General features: G+C 43.9%; 14 protein-coding genes and 1 pseudogene. 10 read left to right on the plus strand and 5 right to left on the minus strand.

Features of this window, described 5'->3' with window-relative positions; genetic code table 11:
* Positions 1-58 precede the first annotated feature (58 nt).
* From B0682_RS07785 to B0682_RS07795, 3 genes are all read right to left on the minus strand, one after another.
* Positions 59-2,491 (minus strand): primosomal protein N', encoded by a 2,433-nt coding sequence (locus B0682_RS07785; RefSeq protein WP_078307992.1) that lies wholly within the window; start codon positions 2,489-2,491, stop codon positions 59-61.
* Positions 2,492-2,542: 51 nt separating this feature from the next.
* Positions 2,543-2,938, minus strand: coding sequence for a Rid family detoxifying hydrolase (locus B0682_RS07790; protein ID WP_078307994.1), 396 nt, complete (start codon positions 2,936-2,938; stop codon positions 2,543-2,545).
* Positions 2,939-3,174: 236 nt separating this feature from the next.
* Positions 3,175-5,361, minus strand: a complete 2,187-nt coding sequence (locus B0682_RS07795) for a RelA/SpoT family protein (RefSeq protein WP_420845517.1) — start codon at positions 5,359-5,361, stop codon at positions 3,175-3,177.
* Between the two features lie 787 nt (positions 5,362-6,148).
* Between B0682_RS07795 and B0682_RS07800 the strand changes: the two genes are divergently transcribed.
* Positions 6,149-6,790 (plus strand): DUF2059 domain-containing protein, encoded by a 642-nt coding sequence (locus B0682_RS07800; RefSeq protein WP_078307996.1) that lies wholly within the window; start codon positions 6,149-6,151, stop codon positions 6,788-6,790.
* A gap of 96 nt (positions 6,791-6,886) precedes the next feature.
* A complete protein-coding gene (gene uvrB, locus B0682_RS07805) occupies positions 6,887-9,016 on the plus strand; it encodes an excinuclease ABC subunit UvrB (protein WP_078307998.1) in 2,130 nt (709 codons plus the stop codon).
* A 55-nt stretch (positions 9,017-9,071) separates the two neighbouring features.
* Here uvrB and B0682_RS07810 read toward each other — a convergent pair whose 3' ends face one another.
* Both B0682_RS07810 and B0682_RS07815 read right to left on the minus strand, forming a co-directional pair.
* Positions 9,072-9,401 (minus strand): hypothetical protein, encoded by a 330-nt coding sequence (locus B0682_RS07810; RefSeq protein ID WP_078308000.1) that lies wholly within the window; start codon positions 9,399-9,401, stop codon positions 9,072-9,074.
* Positions 9,402-9,427: 26 nt separating this feature from the next.
* The gene (locus B0682_RS07815; protein ID WP_158077885.1) at positions 9,428-9,949 is read right to left on the minus strand and encodes a hypothetical protein; all 522 of its coding nucleotides are present in this window, start codon (positions 9,947-9,949) and stop codon (positions 9,428-9,430) included.
* Positions 9,950-10,190: 241 nt separating this feature from the next.
* On the opposite strand from B0682_RS07815, the pseudogene dnaQ reads away from it, so the two are divergent.
* The 8 genes and pseudogenes from dnaQ (at position 10,191) to B0682_RS07860 (ending at position 19,496) form a co-directional block, all read left to right on the plus strand.
* Positions 10,191-11,776: pseudogene (gene dnaQ, locus B0682_RS09660) on the plus strand (DNA polymerase III subunit epsilon).
* A 165-nt stretch (positions 11,777-11,941) separates the two neighbouring features.
* Entirely contained in the window at positions 11,942-13,633 is a 1,692-nt protein-coding gene (locus tag B0682_RS07830; RefSeq protein ID WP_078308008.1) for a hypothetical protein, read from the plus strand.
* A gap of 71 nt (positions 13,634-13,704) precedes the next feature.
* Entirely contained in the window at positions 13,705-14,547 is an 843-nt protein-coding gene (locus B0682_RS07835; protein WP_078308010.1) for an RnfABCDGE type electron transport complex subunit B, read from the plus strand.
* A 79-nt stretch (positions 14,548-14,626) separates the two neighbouring features.
* The gene (nth, locus tag B0682_RS07840) at positions 14,627-15,271 is read left to right on the plus strand and encodes an endonuclease III (RefSeq protein WP_240494939.1); all 645 of its coding nucleotides are present in this window, start codon (positions 14,627-14,629) and stop codon (positions 15,269-15,271) included.
* 164 nt (positions 15,272-15,435) lie between these two features.
* The gene (gene metK, locus B0682_RS07845) at positions 15,436-16,602 is read left to right on the plus strand and encodes a methionine adenosyltransferase (RefSeq protein ID WP_078308014.1); all 1,167 of its coding nucleotides are present in this window, start codon (positions 15,436-15,438) and stop codon (positions 16,600-16,602) included.
* Positions 16,603-16,690: 88 nt separating this feature from the next.
* On the plus strand, positions 16,691-17,041 hold the full coding sequence (locus tag B0682_RS07850) for a DUF3144 domain-containing protein (RefSeq protein ID WP_078308016.1): 351 nt from the start codon (positions 16,691-16,693) through the stop codon (positions 17,039-17,041).
* Between the two features lie 95 nt (positions 17,042-17,136).
* Positions 17,137-18,345, plus strand: a complete 1,209-nt coding sequence (locus B0682_RS07855; RefSeq protein WP_078308018.1) for a metallophosphoesterase — start codon at positions 17,137-17,139, stop codon at positions 18,343-18,345.
* A gap of 167 nt (positions 18,346-18,512) precedes the next feature.
* A complete protein-coding gene (locus tag B0682_RS07860) occupies positions 18,513-19,496 on the plus strand; it encodes an LpxL/LpxP family acyltransferase (protein ID WP_169832910.1) in 984 nt (327 codons plus the stop codon).
* The last annotated feature ends 46 nt before the right edge of the window (positions 19,497-19,542 follow it).

A 19,542-nucleotide genomic window follows, 5' to 3' on the forward strand; every position in this document is an offset into this window, starting at 1 on the left:
GCATCAAACCACTGATATTTGTAACAGCTGATGACAATTTTGGCTAAAACCTTGCTGATTACCAACTGATGGGGTCAATGTCTAGGGTTAATCGCATGTATTTGGCATCGGATAAATCTTTGACTGGCAACCACCATGTTAATAACAATTGGTGTAAGGTCTGACGCTGTTGCGACAGCAACAATAACTGAGCGTGATGGCGGTTGTTTTTTTTTGCCATTGGGGCAGGAAAAGGGCCTAAAATTGCCAAATTATTGGCAGGTAATAAGCATTTGGCTTGTTGCAGTACATTTTGTACACTGGCTAATGATTTGCCTTCACAGCGTATCAAGGCTGCATGACTGTATGGTGGTAATCCCAGCTGTTGTCGCTCTGTTAATAACATGCGAGCAAAGGCTGAATAGCCGTTACGCATCAGCTTAAGAAGTAAAGGATTATCAGGTTGGCGAGTTTGGATAAGCACTCGTCCAGATTTGTTGCCACGTCCTGCTCGCCCTGCCACTTGAATGATTAGTTGAGCAGTCTGCTCAGGTGAGCGAAAATCTGCTGATAAAAACCCCCTATCTGCGTCAGGCATCACCACCATGGTAACATTAGCAAAGTGATGCCCTTTGGCAAGCATCTGAGTTCCCACTAAAATGGCTGGCTCACCGCCATTGATTTTTTGATATAACCGCTCCCAACTGCCTTTACGCCGTGTGGTGTCTCTGTCTATTTGAATGATGGGGTAGGTGCGTTTACTGGTTTGTGGGTTGGCAAATAGGGCATGTAAATTATCGCTAAGTCGGGTTGTTCCCATGCCTAGGGCAGTCAGATTGCGACTGCCACAACTGGGGCAAGATGATGGCATGGCACTTTGCCAATCACAATGATGGCATTTGAGCTGTCCTTTTTGCTGAGTAAGCTTATGGTGATGCACGGTCATGTGAGTGTCACAGCGAGGGCAATCGGCTTGCCAGCCACACGCATCGCACAGCAAGATGGGCGCATAGCCACGCCGATTAAGGAACACCAATACTTGCTCACCAGCATCTAATGTCTTAGCGATGTGATTGATGGTAATGGGGCTAAGCCCTGTGTCATCAGTGGGTTTATCAAACACCGCTTTATCATTGGTTTGAGCAAAATTGAATAAAGAGGGCTGTTTGACATATTCGGTGTGTGCTTGCTTTTTATCAGGTTTAGCACCACGCCTAAGGTCAATCAACTCAAACATGGGAGGCAACGCCTGCCCTGCCCGTTTGGTCAGTTTTAGCTCAGTTAATTTGCCATCATCAACCAGTTTAAGGTGTTCAAGTGCTGGTGTGGCACTGCCCAAAATGACAGGAATGCCCAATTGATGCCCACGATACAATGCCACATTACAAGCGTGGTATCGCAAGGTATCTTGTTGTTTATAAGAGCTGTCATGAGCTTCATCAACAATAATCATGCCCAAATTGGCAAAAGGATACAACACGGTGGAACGTGTGCCAATGATGATTTGAGCTTGCCCATTTTGACAATCCAGCCACCCTTGCATACGCTGACTGTCGGACAATCCTGAATGCAACAGACACAACCGTGCCGAAAAACGACCAGCAAAACGAGCCTGCGTTTGTGGCGTTAAGCCAATCTCTGGCACCAGTATCAACACCTGCCGACCTGCTTCTAAGACGGCCTGCATGACTTGTAAATACACTTCAGTTTTGCCAGAGCCTGTCACGCCATTTAACAAAAATCCTTGATAACGACTGGTGATGTCAGTTGGCTGAGTTTCAGCATACACAGACAATACCGCATTCACCGCTTGTTGTTGCTCAGCGTTTAATGGCAAGGGCAATTTAAGCAGTCGCACAGGCTTAGGGGCGGTTTTTTCTTCTTCAAAATGTTCAATAAGGGCTTTTTTGTGCAACGTTTTTAGCGTTTGTCGGTCAAAACCTTCCAGCATCAACACCTCTTCACTCGTACCATGGTACTGGTGCAGTGCCAACCAATTAATCAACTTCAGCTGTTTTTTAGCCCTGCCACTGACATTGTCCAACGCCTGTATGCCTTGATTATCAATACGCATCAAAACTTCTGGCAACAGTCGCCAGTGTCTTGTCAACCGCTGAATTGGCTTACCTTGCCTAATGAAACTTGGCAACATGACTGCCAATACATCTCCCAATGGATAATGATAATAAGCCGCCAACCACTTGGCAAAGTTCATCATCTGAACGTCTAAGAGGGGTGATGTGTCCAAAACAGCATCAATGGCTTTTAGCTTGCCAGTGGCAATATCGCTGTCATCGGCTGACACATGAGCAACAACAACCCCAATTAAGGTACGCTTGCCAAATGGCACTTGCACCCGTGAGCCAATGCCTGGTAAAGGAGAGCTTGGGGGGGTGGATTGGACAGGTAAATAATCAAAACAGCGGTACAAAGGCACAGGTAAAGCCACTTGGATAAGTGACTGCTGTGCTAAGTTGCCACAAGCCGTGTTTGATATGGATTGGGAAGACATTGATGTGTGTGAATGAGCATGTGTGAATGGGATTGTATAACCCACCAAAACCTATTCTTCAAACACCATGATTGCTTCAATCTCAACCACCGCTCCCTTAGGCAAGGCAGCGACTTGGACAGCAGCACGAGCAGGATATGGTTCGGTCAATCTATCAACAAACAATTCATTTAAAGCAGCAAAGTTATCAAGGTCAGTCAACGACACATTGAACTTCACCACATCAGACAAGCCACCACCTGCCTTTTGACAAATCGCTTCGATATTGTCCATCACTTGTCGAGCTTGTGCTTCAAAGCCTTTTTGTAAGGCCATGGTATTTGGGTCAAAGCCAATCTGCCCTGAAATATACACAGTATTAACCCCTTGATGGGTGATTTTGACCGCTTGTGAATATGTGCCAACGGCAGCAGGGGCGTTGTCTGTGTGAATGGTTTGCTTTTTCATGGGAATGCTCCTTTTGTGTGGCTTAAGGGTAATTTATGGGCATCAACATCATCACATCTTTATTGACTTTGATGATTGACATTGATGCCAATTAACGATGCTTTTTTGTGAAGCGTTTGTTTGTGAAGCGTTTGGCAGTTTTATTGAGTTTTTTTGTTGGGATTTTTTATTGGATTTCTTTTATTGGATTTCTTTTATTGGATTTCTTTTATTGGGTTTCTTTTATTGGGTTTCTTTTATTGGGTTTCTTTTATTGGGTTTCTTTTATTGGGTTTCTTGGCTTGATGGTCATCAAAGCGGTTGGGTGCGTACAATCGTTTAATGCTGATGAAGTTATACAGCTTTCTTAAAGCGTCAATGCCTTCTTGGGCATGACTGCGACTACGCACCACCACATAAAACACGCTATGGTTGATAAAGGTCACATAACGCACCACACCAATGTTAAGCTGTTTTAGCAATATCATGCCTTCACTGATTTGCTCTTCATCAAGCAACACTTGAATGCCCAAATAAGCGGTGAACTGAGCCCGTTCGCCTTGAGTAACCTGTTTTAGACTGTCTTTGTCACGCCAAGACAATGGAAATACTCGGTTAGGCTGTTCTTTTTTGGTGTTTAGTATTTCAAAACATTTGTGTCTATGCACAATCAAGCCTTGATTGACAGAGTTATAGCCTAAGATTTCATCACCATAAATGGCATTACAGCATTTGGCAAAGTTAATCTCTACCCCACTCATGTTTGCCAATAAATTACGGGGATGGCTTAAGTTGGCATTATCCTGCTCAGTTACGGCAATGTGGTCACTAAACAAGCGAGTCACCACCAACTGTGGCAACAATGCCCCTGAACTGATTTGTAAAAACAACCCTTGTTTGTCTGTTACTCCTTGCCACTCAAGCAAATCTGCCCAATCATCATCACTCAGATTACTTAAATGCTTATCATAAGTCGATAATGCCCGCTCAAGGGCTTGTTCACCGTGCTGGCATTTTTCGACATCAGGCAAGGCTCTGAGCCATTTACCAATCAGATTGCGTGCCTTAGTTGTTACCACAAAACCAAGCCATTCTGCTTTAGGCATACCTTGAGGGTCGGTGATGATTTCGACGGTTTGTGTGCCTGTCAGCACCGTTGAGAGACTGACCGCTTGCCCATTCACCACCGCCGACACAGCCGCATCTCCAATCTTAGGACCAACTGCATACGCAAAGTCTAAGGCGGTGGCACTGCGTGGCAATTCATACACTTGCCCTTGTGGGCTATAAATCAGGATTTTTCGCCCATTGAGATAATGAATAAGGTCATTGACCGCTTGCTCGCTAGAGTCAGCCTCATCAGCAGACCCTAAAAGTCCGATGGCGTTTTCACTGCTCACCAAGTCTTTCATGGCACTCAACGATGCTTGAATAACCGACTGACTGACTTTAGACGCATTTTCTAACGCCATCACCCCAAGACGAGCGGATTGTTGCATTTTTTTGGTCAAAATAGTCACTTGAATGGTGTCAGTGTCATAACGATAAGTCAAAGTTAAAGACTGATTGCCACCTGCTGGCGGATGCTTGATGTGATCTGCCACCTGCTCGTTGGGAATGTCATAGCGTTCAATAAAAAAGTTCGCCAGCTGATGACAATGCTCGATGGTCTCCACCACCACTTCAAAGGCATATTGGCGTAAGATGGCATTGAGTTCACCACGATTGCGAAAAAACTGACGAAACATGGATACTTGATGGTCAATGACCTGCACATGCCCTTTAATGTGCTGTTTATGTAGCACGTGCTGTAAGTTCTCTTGAATGAGATTTTTTTTATAATGACGCCCCAAGCCATGTTGAATCAGTTTATCAGACAACTTGCCATACATGTCATTATCCAAATTACGATAGCATAACAATTCAATGGCATTGGCAATGTCATTTAGCCCCATGACTCTGGCAAGCGGGATATAAAATGACAGCGTCTCTTGTGCGGTGGCACGTTGCTTTTCAGGTTTGACCGCTCCTAACGTGGACATGTTGTGCAAGCGGTCAGACAACTTAATGATAAGCACTCGTGGGTCTTTTAAAGTGGCATCGACAATTTTATAAAAGGTTGCCAGTTTGTTTTGATGCTTATTGTGGCCAGATGATTTTAATTTGGTCACACCATCGACCAATTTTGGCACGTCCCCACCAAATACCTGCTGTAATTCATCAAGGGTGACAGGCGTGTCTTCAACCGTGTCATGTAGAATGCCTGCAATCAATGTATCTCTATCCAAGCGAAACCCTGCTAAAATCTCCGCCACCGCCAATGGGTGGGTGATATACGGCTCACCTGATTTACGACGGTCTTGAATGTGTGCTTTGTCACCAAAGTGAGCCGCTGCTAAGATATCTGCTTGTTCGGCTTCGCTCAGATAACTGGTCGCCAGCATCAAACTGTGATAGGCTTCATCAACCAAAGTATGACTAAATTTAAACAAAGACTTTTTTGGCAAAACTGCCACTGGCAAGCCACCATCATCGGTGAATGAATACTGCTCAATGTCTTGTAAATGAATGGTTTTATCTTGTTCACTACGCTGTTTGGCGGTGGTCATAACCGCTTGAGATACCGCTTGTAATGCTTTGTCGGTCATGATGTTTTGCCCTATTATCTACCATAAATCCAGCTACTGAAGATGTTGATGTTGTTAAATTTTCTTAAAGCCTTGTTGTACAATCTTGTTGTTACTAGTTTTGTCATGTGATTGACACAATGTTGATAAAATTTAATGTTGACAAAATTAATGACAAAAAAAACCGCAACGAGAAAAACAGACCAAAGACAGGGATAACCATTGAATTTTATGGATTTAACGCAGTCCCTTTCATTCTTTTAACAGTCATATTTTCAGCGGTAATACGAGTGATAAACCTATAAACTACTCATTATCCCATATTTAGTCAATGCCTTTTATCTAAATAGTGATGCTGTTAATCGACAATCGCCCTTTTTTCATCGCTTGTTCTTTATCGCTTATTTTTTGTCATATGCTTCTGTCTTTCTTTATTTTACCTGCTTTCACTTTGTTAATAGGCAAAGTTGACAGGCAAAAAAATGATGATAAAAAATGACCGATAAAATCAGTTGCAAATCGATACGGACAAACAGATAAGAATTTGCTAAGATTTGGGATTATTTAGCCACATGACGCAAGCCAATAGGAACACATAGGAGACATGATGACCTCTTTTCACTTAACCAAATTTGACTTAAGCAAAACAAGCCAACAACGAACCAAATCAACCAATAAAGCCACCTCTATCTCATCGATGTTGGCAATGTATTTTGCGGTTTTTATTTTGTCAGCATCACCAAGTTTTGCAACCGCCGCCACCCCAAGTCAGCAGTCGGTAGAAAAACTGATGCGTATTTTACAAATGGACAACATGGCAGATGACATCCAAGCCCAATCAGCTGACCTTATCTATCAAGTCATCACAGCCGAGGTCATCAAAAATAACCAACCACTTAGCCAAGCACAAGACAAACAGATACATACCTTGGTTCAGCTAGATGCCTTGGTTGACAAATACGTCACTCAATTAAATCGTAAAACCAATCTCCAACAAATCCGCCAACAAATGAGCCAAAGCTATGTGCAAGCTGCCCAAACGCACTTTACCCAAGCAGAAGTAGATGCTCAAATTGAGTTTTATGGTTCTACCACAGGTCAAGCCATCTTAAAAAAACAACCTGAGGTCATGCAATCTTATATGCAGCATCTGTTACCCACCTTGATGCAACAGACACAAAAAAATCTCAATGAAATTTTACCCAGTCTAAAACAAGAAGTGCAACAAATATTGGCAGGGTCTTAGATGATGGTAACTGATGACGTAAGCATCTGATGGCACAAGCATCTGACAATAAAATAAACTGATAACAAACTGATAACAACATAAAAAAACCACACCATGAGAATGCCAGAACCAAGAAGCAGTCGCCAACTCAACCAGCTTGCCAGCCAACTGCAAGATGAGGCTCAAATCACTGGGGTAAATGCCAGTGGCACACAAATCTCTAGCCGTGCTTTTGATATGGTCACTGACTTTGTGCCATCAGGTGACCAGCCACAAGCCATTGACAAACTGGTCAAAGGGGTTGAATCTGGTATGCACGGTCAGTTACTGCTTGGCGTAACAGGCTCTGGCAAGACCTATACCATGGCAAAAGTCATCAGCCGTTGCGGACGACCCACCATCATCATGGCACACAACAAGACGCTTGCCGCTCAGCTATACGGTGAGTTTAAGGCATTTTTTCCTAATAATGCGGTGGAATATTTTGTCAGTTATTATGACTATTATCAGCCCGAAGCCTATGTGCCTGCCAGCGATACCTTTATCGAAAAAGACAGTGCCATCAATGACCACATCGACCAAATGCGACTGTCTGCCACTCGTGCCTTGCTGGAGAGACGTGATGCCATCATCGTTTCATCAGTGTCATCTATCTATGGTTTGGGCGACCCAGAAAGCTACCTAAAAATGTTGTTACACCTTGTGGTGGGCGATTGTATTGACCGTCATGCCATCATCAAACGCTTGGTGGAGTTGCAATATACCCGTAATGAGTTGGACTTTGGTCGAGGAACGTATCGGTTGCGAGGTGAGACCTTAGACATCTATCCTGCTGAAAGCGAACAGTTGGCAGTGCGAGTCAACTTATTTGATGATGAAATCGAAAAAATTGCTTGGTTTGACCCATTAACAGGTAAAAGTGTCCGCAGTGTGCCACGCATCACCATTTATCCAAAATCGCACTATGTTACCCCCAAAGACAAACTGGAAGCCGCTGCCAAAACCATTAAAGCAGAGCTAGAAGAACGCTTAACCTATTTTCAAGAACATGGCAAACTGATTGAAGCCCAACGCATCAAAGAACGCACCCAATACGACCTTGAGATGATACAGCAGCTTGGCTATTGTAACGGCATCGAAAACTATTCACGCCATCTGTCTGGCAGACCTGCTGGTGAAGCACCACCCACCCTGTTTGACTACATTCCACCTGATGCCCTGCTGTTTATTGATGAAAGTCACGTAACCGTACCACAAATCGGTGCAATGTACAAAGGCGATAAAAGTCGCAAAGAAACCCTTGTACAATATGGCTTTCGACTGCCCAGTGCCATGGATAACCGCCCCATGAAGTTTGAAGAATGGGAACGCATCGCCCCGCACACCATCTTTGTGTCTGCCACCCCTGCCTCATATGAACTTGAGCATAGCCAACAAGTGGTTGAACAAGTGGTACGACCCACGGGCTTGGTTGACCCCATGTTAGAAATTCGCCCTGTACTGACACAAGTAGACGATGTGCTGTCAGAGATTCATATTCGTCGTGAGCTGGACGAACGAGTGCTTATCACCACACTGACCAAACGCATGGCAGAAGACCTAACCAGCTATCTAAAAGAATACAACATCAAGGTCGCCTATCTACACTCAGACATTGACACAGTAGAGCGAATGAAAATTATCCATGAATTAAGAACAGGCGTACATGATGTGCTGGTTGGCATCAACCTATTACGAGAAGGTTTAGACATACCAGAAGTGAGCCTTGTTGCCATCTTTGACGCTGATAAAGAAGGTTTTTTACGCTCAGAACGCTCGCTGATTCAGACCATTGGGCGTGCAGCTCGTCATGTCAATGGCAAAGCAATTTTATATGCTGACAGCATCACCCCCAGCATGCAAAAAGCCATTGATGAAACTGAACGTCGCCGTGCCAAACAAATGGCGTTTAATAAAAAACATGGTATCACGCCAAAATCCGCTCGTCGCAACATCACTGATAAAATTGACACAGGTGAACATTTAGATGATGTCAATATTCATGTCAATGACAATCAAACCATTGCCAATCAGTCCAAACTACCCGATGTGGACATTGCCATTTTGCGTAGCCCAGATTTGCTCGCCAAAGAAATCAATCGCCTAGAAAAACAAATGCAAACCTTATCAAGAGAGCTAAAGTTTGAAGAAGCTGCCCAAGTGCGAGACAAAGTACTGACGTTAAAGGCGTATGTGATACAATAAGCACATCAACCAAAGCGTATAAACTACCTTACCAGCAATTCATCATATAATACAATCAAGCCAAACCATCAGGGCATAAACCAAATGAAAAAATAAAGGTCGCCACCAAACTGTTGACAATGACAAACGCCCAATCAATGCCTTGATGATGCAACACAAATTGTCCCAACGCCCATGACACAACCAACATCAGCACAAAAAATCCCATCAAAATACGAATAACCTTAGGATGAGTTAAGTCAAAATAAGATTGATTGGCTTGGAATTTGGGCATTTTTTCTAAATCATGTTTTTTTAGATGATGTTTTTCTAGATAATAAAGTCGCACTGCCCAACCCAACCCTAAGGCAATCACTCCCATCAGCAAATAAGTTAAAAATCCCATACGTTCCTTTTTTTACTTGTTAGTTATTAATTGTGTATGACTTGATTGCTTAAAGATACTGAATTTGTTTGTGGTGCATTGGCGATATCCACAACAATATCCACAGGGGCATCATCACACACCACTTTATAAATGGTATTTGCCCCCCGATAAATATATGCCAAATATTCACTATCAAGCAGTGGATCAAGGTTGGCATGGCTGGTTTGTACTTTAGCCAACACCATGAGCTTATCAGGGCGAGCAATGATGGCATCTAGCTTCTTTGCATCAATGGCAAAGTAATTTGCCACGTCTTTTTTTGTCAAAATTTCTAATGGTTCAGGGTTATCCCAAACTCGATTGGCATTGGCAGGTTCTTTCATTTGCATCACAAGCTTGCCTGCATGGGTGCTGATTTTGATTTGAGCAGGTTCATCATGACTGATGGTGTAACACCCTACAAACATTTGTGCCACATCAGAGTCAGATAAAGTTAACACTGTGTTAGTTGTATTGGCATCAAATTGCATTGGTGAATGTTGGTCATTTTGAGAATCACAGCCCACAAGCGTTGCCAAGCAAACAAACATCAATGTTATTTTTGTCATCATCATTTTTACTATAGACTGGAGGGTATTTTCTGTTATCATGTTGCTGTTCAAGTTTGAAAACCAAATGCAAAAACCAAGTTTAAAACCAAAAACCAAGTTTAAAACATAGTATAGCAAATTTGCACATTGTTCACCCCTTAAGACCGATGATGACAAATCATTACCTTTTATAGATGGTTTTTTAACACTTCTTCTTATGACTGACGCACACACCAATCCATTTTTTGAAGATGTCATTAACATCACACTCAAAACCAACACCACCATTGCTTATACCGATGGGGCGTGTAAAGGTAACCCCGGTCAAGGCGGTTGGGGCGTGTTATTGGTATTGTCAGATGGCAAACAACGCCAATATTATGGAGGCGATAATCCCACCACCAATAACCGCATGGAGATGATGGCAGCCATTAAAGCCATACAGCTTAGCCCAAGCGAACATGACATCGAACTGTGGACAGACTCAGGCTACCTAAAGCAAGGCATCACCACTTGGATACATGGCTGGAAAAAAAGACACTGGAAAAAAGCCGATGGCAAACCTGTGCTTAATCAAGATTTATGGCAGCAGCTTGATGCCCTTTGTGAACAAGATAAGCAACAGCATAAACGCCAAATTCATTGGCATTGGGTTAAAGGACATGCAGGACATGCAGGCAACGAAATGGCAGACAAACTTGCCAACTTAGGTGTGCAATGTCCCACAGGCAACACAGGTAATAATGATGTAGAAAAAAAGTCTGACGTAAAAAAAAAGCCCAAAACCATTTGGCTCAGCAACGTCAAACGCACGTAACAAACCACACAATCAACCATGCCAACCCTACAATGAACCACTCAACAGACGACTGGCTACATATTGATCCATTAGGTCTTGATACTCTAAATCTTGATACTCTAAGTTTTGATGACCCAAGTTTTGATGGCTTAAATAATGATACCAACCACATGCCCAACACACAGACCAACGCACAGCCAAACATACAAGCCAATATGAACATGCCACAAGACATGCCAGCCATGACTTTTAACGGTGATACCAGCCGAGCCAATCCTAGTTTTTGCCCCTTACTGCCCCCACCCATCAACCGTGGACAGTCAGAGCGTCAGCTTATCATGGATACTGAAACCACAGGCATGAACTTTACCGACGACCGCATTGTCGAAGTGGGCATTATTGAACTTATTGGACGCAAGCCCACAGGTGAAAAATTGCATGTGTACATCAACCCACAAATGCAAATGAGTGAAGAGGTCATAAAAATTCATGGCATCAGTAACGCCTTTGTGGCTGACATGCCTACCTTTGATAAAGTTGCTCAGCCAATTTATGATTTTATGATTGGTGCAGAAGTCATTGCCCACAACGCTGACTTTGACATGAACTTTTTAACCGCTGAATTCAACCGAGTGGGTCTGACTGATTTTGCCAAGCGTGTAACCATTACCGACTCACTCGCCATCGCCAAACAGCTCTATCCAGGACAAAAAAATTCCCTAGATGCTTTGGTAAAACGCCTAAATGTCGGCAAGCAAGACCGTACTTTTCACGGAGCATTGCTTGACTCAGAGATTTTGGCGGAAGTTTATCTGGCATTGACAGGCGGGCAAGTGTCCCTTGCCATTGATGACGCACTGCCCAACCAAGGCGGACAACCACATGCACAATTTACCAAACTTGCCAATCTGCTTATCAAAGACAACCACGATGACACCGCCCATAAAGATTGGATAAACGCCTTAAAAACCCAATACCCTGATGTGGTGGCACCATGGTCGTGATGTTTTTTATCAAAAAAATCACAACCACCATCAATATCCACCTTGCATCACAGCATGCTTCATGATGTAATGCTAGCAATTTATTCAAAAATCTGTCTTTACCGTATCCATGACCGCTTAAAAAAGCACCATACGACACAATAACAAACAATAGGAATTTTGTTCATGAACAGCACCCTCCCCACTGCTCAGCCAACTCACAGCACCACCAGTGCCACCAACTTTGATTTACCTTCTTTGCACATATTGCGAACTGAGATTAATGTGGCTTTGTCTGATGCAGAAAGTCATTTGAGTGAATTTAACGATGATGAAGAACAAGCCCCTCTACTTTTAGATTCTTATGAAGTCATGCTACAGTTGGCTCAAGTGCTTAACTTAATGAGCCTAGATGGTGGCAGTGACTTATCTGAAGCCCTAGGACTTAGCCTAAAACTGCTTCATGATAATGGCGATAACACCGATGATGAACTTATCATGGACATCTCTGAAGCCATCATGACCTTAGACCGCTATATTGAATTTGTCTTATTAAAAGAAACTCTAGAACCTATTTTATTACTGCCCATCATCAATAAACTGTACACCCACCTAGGCAAGTCGCAACTTGACAAACAAAACTTCCACCAACGTCAAAGTGGTCGCATTTCTATTTCTAACCCTGAAGAAAACTATCAATCTTTATCTCAGTTGCCTGTGGAAGTTGACACACTCAGCCATGCCTATCGTGCAGGCTTGGCGGTATTGCTTGCTAATCACGGACAAGCCTTAAGTGAGCCACAACTTAAAAAAATCCACACCATGCAACAAGCCAGCCAAATCATTGCCCAACAAAGTAACAGCTTGTTTTGGCAAGCATCGACCGCAGCGGTGATGGACATTGAAAAACATTTGCCCTTAACCCATGAACAAAAACGCATGTTTGTCTTTATCGAACAGCAGTTCCATGATTATCTGTCAATTAACGACAAACGATTTGCCGATTTGGTCAGTTTTGCACTCAAGCGTGATAATCCTTTGTCAAAGAGCATTCGTGAGCAATACGCCAACAACGCTTTGTCCGTTGAACAACAAGAGCAGTTAAATCGCTTTTTATTTGGTCCTAACCGAGAAGTAACCGACACATTAAACCAACTGATTCAAGAACAAATCAACAGCATCAAAGACCAAGTTGATGGCTTTGTTCGTGGTGATGGCAACATCAATACCCAAGGGCTTGGGGTGGAAGACATCGCCACTGAACTCAACAAATTGGCATCTACCCTAAAACTGCTCAACTTAGATGACGCAGCTCAAACCGTCATCAACGAATCCCAACGAGTGAGTCAATGGCAGTCCGCTGACCCTGATGAGTTAGATGAATTTTTGGTATCCATGATTGTGGCAGAAAATGCCGCCATTCATATGGCAAAACTGCACACGCCAGGGGCTGTGAACATGTTGCCATCAAACAAAAAAGTATCGCTACATCAGATTGACACCGCCCATCAAAAACTGGTGCTGGAGAGCCGTACCACCCTTGCCACCGTTGAGCAAGCAATCAATGACTACATCGCTGATGACAATCACGACCACTTACACATTGCCAATTTGCCAGAAATGCTCAAGCAAGTGGCAGGTTCGGTGCGTTTTTTATCCATGAAAGATTCAGGCAACATGCTTAATCGCTTGGCAAATTATGTGCAAGTGCATCTGCTTGACAAGCCAAAACCATATGACGACAACGTATTGGCAAAAATTGCTGACATTGTGGCAGCCGTGGATTATCAACTTGACGGTTTAGAAAACAACCGCCCTGTTGGCAAGCATGTGTTGAATGTTGGACACCACAGCTTAAACACCTTGTTGGCGGCGTGATGCTCGGTTTGTGTGATTTTTATTCATATTGATTGTGTTAATTTTTATCAATGATACATAAACCATGGACAATGACTGACCTGCCAACACTACTGCAAGCATTGCAACTTGATGCGTTAAATGCACAGACTCAAAAGCTCATTGCCACGGTTGATGCCTGCCTGCCACAAACGCAATGTGGGCTGTGTGAGCATCCAGATGGCTGTCTGCCCTATGCCCATGCCATCGTTGTGCATGGTGAACCCATCAACAAATGTGTGCCAGGCGGGCAACCTGTTACTGATGCCATCGCTGAAGCGTTGGCATCATCGACCCAGCACTCCAATTCAACAATCACCCCCACTGCTGCCCCCATTGCCACCCCATCTAAACACCCCATTGACCCTGCCACCAACCGCCCCCAAGAAATGCGAGCGGTCATCATTGAAGATGAATGTATCGGCTGTACCAAGTGCATTCCTGCCTGCCCTGTTGATGCCATTGTGGGGACGGGCAAACACATGCACACCATCTTCACCGACCTATGCACAGGTTGTGAGTTGTGTCTGCCCCCTTGTCCTGTCGATTGCATCAAACTTGTGCCAATCAAACGCACATTAAGCCAACAAGCACGAGAGCAAGAACAGCATGACTTACGTCAACGTTATCACACCCACTTGCACCGAGTACAAGCTCAGATACAAGATAAAGCCAATGCCAAACCTGTGGTCAGCATGGTACAAAGTAAGCTGAATAATGCCGTCAATGCCCAAATTAGCATTGATGCTGACGATGCCAAAGCCACCATTGAGACCGCCAAATTACGAAGCAAAATTAAAAAATTACAAAAGCAACTGTCGGTCAAAGACAATATGAACAAACGCCAAGAATTGGCTAACTTACAAGCACAATTATCGTCATTACTTCAGACATAAGGTTATGTTGATATCACGCATGAAATCCAATAAACCCCTTATTCGCCACAAAACTGCCGACACGCCCCCATCACGGCGAATGTCAAAAGCCAATGTACAGCTCTTTTTTGAAAAACTTGCCCAAACCATCAAGCAACCAGAGACTGAGCTTCATCATACTTCCAACTTTGAGCTTTTGATTGCAGTGATTTTATCTGCTCAAGCCACCGATGTCAGTGTCAATATTGCCACGGCTAAGCTGTTCAAAGTTGCCAACACGCCAGAGGCGATGTTGGCGTTGGGAGAAAATGGCTTAAAGGAGCATATCAAAACCATTGGTTTGTATAACGCCAAAGCCAAAAATATCATGAAAACCTGTCAAGATTTGATTGAGAAATTTGACAGTCAAGTACCCAATCATCGACCCGACTTAGAAAGTTTGGCTGGTGTGGGGCGTAAAACTGCCAATGTGGTACTCAATACCGCTTTTGGACAGCCAACCATGGCAGTAGACACCCACATCTTTCGAGTAGGCAATCGCACAGGATTGGCAACGGGCAAAAACGTCCGAGAAGTGGAGAACCATCTGCTTGAGCGAATCCCACCAGCATTTTTATTAGATGCCCATCATTATCTCATTTTGCATGGTCGCTATACTTGCCAAGCACGCACACCAAAATGTGATGCTTGCCCTGTTTATCAAGAATGTATGTTTAAAGATAAAGCCACCTTTGCTCAGCGATGATTGTTTGCTCAGCAATCGTCTTTAAACTTTGATGGTCTTTAAATTTTGAATCAGCCCAATAAAATCCAGCCAAATTTAGCTATGGTGATTATTGGTAAAATTGAGTAAAATGGTCAGATTTATCGTCAAATTGTTTATCATCAAATTTCAGTGGAAAAGTCCTTATGCGTGATTATCAACTGTTCACATCAGAATCTGTCAGCGAAGGTCATCCTGACAAAATGGCAGACCAAATCTCCGATGCCTTATTGGACGCATTTTTACAAAAAGACATTCATGCTCGTGTGGCGTGTGAAACCTTGGTAAAAACAGGCGCAGTGGTGCTGGCTGGTGAAATCAGCTCAACTGCCAATGTGGACATTGAACGCATCGTGCGTGATACGGTCAAAGGCATCGGCTATCAGCATTCGGACTTGGGCTTTGATGGAGAAACTTGTGCGGTCATCAACATGATTGGCAAGCAGTCGCCAGAGATTGCTCAAGGTGTTGACCGTGCCAAACCAGAAGAGCAAGGAGCAGGTGACCAAGGCCTGATGTTTGGTTATGCCAGTAACGAAACTGACGTACTGATGCCTGCTCCAATTGAGTTTGCTCACCGCTTAATGGAACGCCAATCAGAGCTGAGACGCTCAGGAAAATTGCCTTGGTTACGCCCTGATGCCAAAGCCCAAGTTACCTTAAAATATGACGGCGGACTGCCATCTGCCATTGATGCGGTGGTACTGTCTACCCAACACGACCCCAGCATCAGCCAATCTGACCTAAAAGAAGCGGTCATGGAAGAAATCATCAAACAAGTCATTCCCGCCAATTTGTTACATACCAATACTCGCTACCACATCAACCCAACAGGCAAATTCGTCATCGGTGGTCCTGTGGGCGATGCTGGTCTGACAGGGCGTAAAATCATTGTCGATACCTATGGTGGCATGGCTCGTCATGGTGGGGGTGCATTTAGTGGCAAAGACCCTTCTAAGGTTGATCGAAGTGCCGCCTATGCAGGGCGTTATGTTGCCAAAAACATCGTTGCAGCAGGACTTGCTGACCGCTGTGAAGTACAAGTCAGTTATGCCATTGGTGTTGCCGAGCCTACATCGATATCCATCAATACCTTTGGCACAGGCAAGATTGACGATGATGTCATCATTCGCTTGATTGCTCAACATTTTGACTTACGACCCTATGGCATCACCCGCATGTTAAACTTATTACAACCCATGTACCAACAAACCGCCACTTATGGGCATTTTGGGCGTGTGGGTAGCAACACCGCCTTTACTTGGGAATTGACCGACAAAGCTGATGCCCTAAAAGCCGATGCCAATTTGTAAGCCATCAAGTTGGCATCTATTAAATAGTCCATAACTCCATAGTAATACCCCATAAAACTTAAGCCCCATAGCCATCGAGAACACCCAAATGACAAACAATCACAATGCCAGCCCCAACCAATCTGGCAATACTGAGCCAGAAATCACCGAACAAATGCAAGCATTTTATCAGCGTGCCGATGCCATCATTGAATTGGCAAACAGTCAGCTTAGCTCGCAATCGCATTCTGGTCAGGTAGGGGCATCACTGCTGTATGCTGCTGCTCGCTACAGTGCGTCGGTGGCATCCATTGGGTTTGTTAAAGGTGATGACTTATTAAAAGAAAAAGAAGACATCATTGAGTTTTATGCCAAGCAATACCGACAGATGCTCAATGATAATTTGGAAGATTATGCCAATAATTTTGATGACTATGTACAACTAAATCAACAAAATTAATTTAAATCAGACGAATTTAAATCACATGAATTCAAATCAGTCATTAAAACATGCCACTGAATTGATTTGGCTAATATTGATTTAAGGGGCATGGCATGCGTTGGTTGTTTATCGGTGGGGTGATTTTACTGGTTGAGCTGTTTGGCTATTTGACCATTAAAGAATTGCTTTGGTTACTGGGCATCAACAAGCTTAACAACCCCCATAGATGGCGTGTGCTGTTTTGGGGACTTTTGGCATGTCTGAATGTGTGTGTTGTGTTTGCCATGTCAGGCATCATTCCATTTGGCTTTCGTTGGTTGAGTTATCTGTTGGTGGTGATGTTATACGCCCAATTTGCCACTGTGTTTGCAATCATTGCCCATCAGTTGGTTAAGCACATTGACAGAAAATTAACAAAAATTGACAAACAATCAACAAAAAAAGCAACCACAAAGGCGAACACTGTCAGCAAAATGCTGGTTGGTAAAAAAATGCTGGTTGGTAAAATGGTGGCAGTTGCCAGTTTTGTGGGGTTGTTTTGGCTAAGCCATCATAACGCATACACCCCTGTGGTCAAGCATTTGGCAATACAGATTGATAAACCCTTATCACAGCCGTTGCGTGTGGCGATGGTCAGCGATTTGCATTTGGGCAATCGGGTTGGGGTTAATGAGCTTGGGCGTTTGGCTCAGATATTAAAAGAACAACAAGCCGACATGCTATTGATACCAGGCGATATCATGGACGATGACATCGTCGCCTATACCAAGCAGAACATGCAGCCTGCTCTTGAACAAGTGGTGAATAGTGTGCCGTTGGGAGTCTTTGCCAGCCTAGGGAATCATGACCTTTATCAAGATGAAGCAGGAATCAGTCAAGCCGTTCGCAACACTGGCATACATCTGCTGGTTGATGAGGTGATGTCCTTAAATCTCAACGAACAAGATCGCATTTGGCTGGTCGGTCGCTATGATGACCATCACTCAGACCGTGCCAATACACAAGACTCATTGGCACACACCAACGTGCGTGAGCCTGTGATTTTGTTGGACCATCGTCCGACTCAGATTGAACAACACCAAGCGTTACCGATTGATTTACAAGTATCTGGACACACCCACAATGGGCAAATATTCCCTGCCAATTTGATAGTACAAGCCATCAACCGCATTGGCTATGGATACGAACAAATTGGACAAGGGCATTATCTGGTGTCTTCTGGCTATGGCTTTTGGCATTTGCCCTTGCGACTTGGCTCACAGTCTGAAGTGTGGATAATTGATTTGACTGGGCTAACTGAGCTGACTGGACAACCGCAATAACCCACTTGGTCTTACTGTCTGATAAACTGTCTGATAAAAAGAGCAATACCATGCAAGCACCTCAACAACATTACCCAAAAACCAGCAATCAAGACAGTCATGCTCCAAGCACTCAACACGCTCAACATACTCAACTAAGCCGTGTTAAAAAAATCACCATCACAGACATGCCAAGCGTTATCGACACACATAAACAGCTTGAAACACAAGCCTCAAAGCCATTTGAATGGCGGTTTTTATTGCCGCAATATTGGAGTATTTGGTTGGGCATGTCGCTATTATTACCGTGTGTGTTTTTGCCTTTACGTGGGCAGTTTTGGCTTGGGAGACAGTTAGGCAGGGTGTTTTATGCCTTGGCAGGCAGCCGCCGTCAGGTAACTTTGGTTAATCTAAAGTTGGCATTCCCCAACAAATCAGATGATGAGCATCAACGAATGGCAAAACAGGTATTTGTCAATCAAGGGATTGGTATTTTTGAAAGCCTATCGGCATGGTATCGCCCCAATCTATTTACCCGTACCGTATCGGTATCAGGCATGCAACACCTATTGACGGCTCAAAAAAACAACCAAGCGGTGATTTTACTTGGGGCTCACTACACCATGTTGGACTTAGGCGGACTGCTGTTTAGCCAATTTTATCCGATTGATTGCGTGTATCGACCACAGAACAACGCCCTATTTGAATGGTTGGTATTTAACGCTCGCCGTAAGATTTTTGGGCAACAGATTGACCATAACAACATGCGTCAACTGATTCGCCATATCAAACAAGGTCGCATCATCTGGTACAGTCCAGACCAAGATTATGGGCTAAAACAAGGGGTTATGGCAGACTTTTTTGGTGTGCCTGCCGCCACATTGACAGCACAGCGTCGCTTAGCCAAGATGGGGAATAAAACCACCCCCCCTGCCGTCATGGTACTGCATTTTTATCGACAAACACCAGATAATCTGCCTCGTGGCAAGCGTCCACATTATCACATCAGCGTTACCCCTGCTTTAGATGATTATCCAAGTGATGATGAAGCCCAAGATGCTCAGCGAATCAATGACATTTTTGCAAGCTTGATTTGCATTGACCCCACGCAATGGATGTGGTTTCATAAACGCTATAAAACCCAACCTGATGGTACGGATTATTATCAATAATTGGCTATCAATAATTGACCATCGGTGATGGTGTTGCATTTATCCA

Origin of the sequence: Lwoffella lincolnii (genome assembly GCF_002014765.1) — a bacterium.
GTDB classification, from domain to species: domain Bacteria; phylum Pseudomonadota; class Gammaproteobacteria; order Pseudomonadales; family Moraxellaceae; genus Psychrobacter; species Psychrobacter lincolnii.

Bases quoted from the DNA above. Each gene is read 5' to 3' on its own strand.
- B0682_RS07785 (WP_078307992.1), bottom strand. From the start codon at position 2,491: ATGTCTTCCCAATCCATATCAAACACGGCTTGTGGCAACTTAGCACAG.
- B0682_RS07790 (WP_078307994.1), bottom strand. From the start codon at position 2,938: ATGAAAAAGCAAACCATTCACACAGACAACGCCCCTGCTGCCGTTGGC.
- B0682_RS07795 (WP_420845517.1), bottom strand. From the start codon at position 5,361: ATGCTGGCGACCAGTTATCTGAGCGAAGCCGAACAAGCAGATATCTTA.
- B0682_RS07800 (WP_078307996.1), top strand. From the start codon at position 6,149: ATGATGACCTCTTTTCACTTAACCAAATTTGACTTAAGCAAAACAAGC.
- uvrB (WP_078307998.1), top strand. From the start codon at position 6,887: ATGAGAATGCCAGAACCAAGAAGCAGTCGCCAACTCAACCAGCTTGCC.
- B0682_RS07810 (WP_078308000.1), bottom strand. From the start codon at position 9,401: ATGGGATTTTTAACTTATTTGCTGATGGGAGTGATTGCCTTAGGGTTG.
- B0682_RS07830 (WP_078308008.1), top strand. From the start codon at position 11,942: ATGAACAGCACCCTCCCCACTGCTCAGCCAACTCACAGCACCACCAGT.
- B0682_RS07835 (WP_078308010.1), top strand. From the start codon at position 13,705: ATGACTGACCTGCCAACACTACTGCAAGCATTGCAACTTGATGCGTTA.
- nth (WP_240494939.1), top strand. From the start codon at position 14,627: ATGTCAAAAGCCAATGTACAGCTCTTTTTTGAAAAACTTGCCCAAACC.
- metK (WP_078308014.1), top strand. From the start codon at position 15,436: ATGCGTGATTATCAACTGTTCACATCAGAATCTGTCAGCGAAGGTCAT.
- B0682_RS07850 (WP_078308016.1), top strand. From the start codon at position 16,691: ATGACAAACAATCACAATGCCAGCCCCAACCAATCTGGCAATACTGAG.
- B0682_RS07855 (WP_078308018.1), top strand. From the start codon at position 17,137: ATGCGTTGGTTGTTTATCGGTGGGGTGATTTTACTGGTTGAGCTGTTT.
- B0682_RS07860 (WP_169832910.1), top strand. From the start codon at position 18,513: ATGCCAAGCGTTATCGACACACATAAACAGCTTGAAACACAAGCCTCA.